Source organism: Neisseria sp. P0021.S006, assembly GCF_051956895.1.
On record NZ_JBQCWZ010000418.1, the window covers coordinates 1 to 1,215 of the forward strand.

Genomic DNA, 1,215 nt, shown 5'->3' on the forward strand with positions numbered 1-1,215 from the left:
CTCCTAAAGTTATTTTTGAGATTTTAACAGCAATGCTTTTACCAACAGCAAAAAATGAAAATAATCCACCAGATAGTTATCGGTTAGGAGATGCATTTTCTCAAATTTCTGATTGTGAAACTTTGAGCTTAGAACAAAAGGCGAATTTAGAATTTTCCTACATAGTGGCTTTAGCACCTTATGGAAGAAAAAGTGAAAATTGTTCAATCAAAAGTTTAGAAAGATATTTAGAAGAACATCCTGAATTTTTCGTTCAACTTATCTCAAAACTTTATAAAAGAGATGATGGATTAGAAGATGAAAATGAGGCTGTTAACACGCAATTAGTTAAATATTACCGGTATACTTTAAATGCCTTAAGCCACATACCGGGCGAAGATAATTTAGGAAAAATTAATCCCGAAAAGCTTGAAGGATGGGTAAAACAAGCAATTAACCTTGCTGAAAAGCATGGACGTAGAAATATCGTTGAATATTTTATTGGTAAGTTATTAGGCCATTGCCAAAATGGAGAAGATGGGATTTGGCCTTGTGAAGGTGTACGTGATTTAGTTGAAGATATACATTCTAAAAATATGATTGAAGGAATGTATATAGAAAAACGTAATAGCAGGGGAGTTACAAGTCGTTCATTTGGTGATGGTGGTGCTCAAGAATGGAGAATATTCGAACAATATCAAGATTGGCGTAGACAATTAGCTATTACTCATCCGTTTGTGGCCGATGAGTTACTTGGTCAGTTGGCTAAGTCTTATAAAAATGAAGCTGAAATGTGGGATAATGAGCATCGATTAGATATGCATTTATGATGAATTAGGGATATCTAGGCGTTTGTGCAGCTAACTTTATATGGAAGGCCGTCTGAATACTAAATTTCAGATGGCTTTTTCGTGTAAAAGTGCGGTCAAAATTTTAGATATTTTTCATGATTGTTAATTTAATAAGATTCCTAAACCTATAAGACGATTATTTTCTATCTAATTGGAGATTGAATGATGAAAAAATTATTTACAGCAGTACTTTCTGCGGCAGCGATTGCTGTACCGTTTTTGGCTTCTGCGAATACTGCACCACAAACAGAACAAAGCGCAGTACAACCAGAAAAAGCAAAAAGTGTTTGGATTGATGTACGTTCAGCCGAGGAATTTAACGCAGGTCATTTACAAGATGCCGTGAATATTCCGCACGATCAAATCCTTGCACGTATTCAGGCGG

At 35.1% G+C, this 1,215-nt stretch carries 2 protein-coding genes; both read left to right on the forward strand.

Going from position 1 to position 1,215, the window contains the following annotated elements; all coding sequences use genetic code 11:
• Positions 1–809: hypothetical protein (locus ACTHUM_RS14640; RefSeq protein WP_440403240.1), on the forward strand; the 809-nt coding region annotated here is incomplete at its 5' end.
• A gap of 186 nt (positions 810–995) precedes the next feature.
• The coding region (locus tag ACTHUM_RS14645) for a rhodanese-like domain-containing protein (RefSeq protein WP_440403241.1) at positions 996–1,215 on the forward strand (220 nt) is incomplete at its 3' end.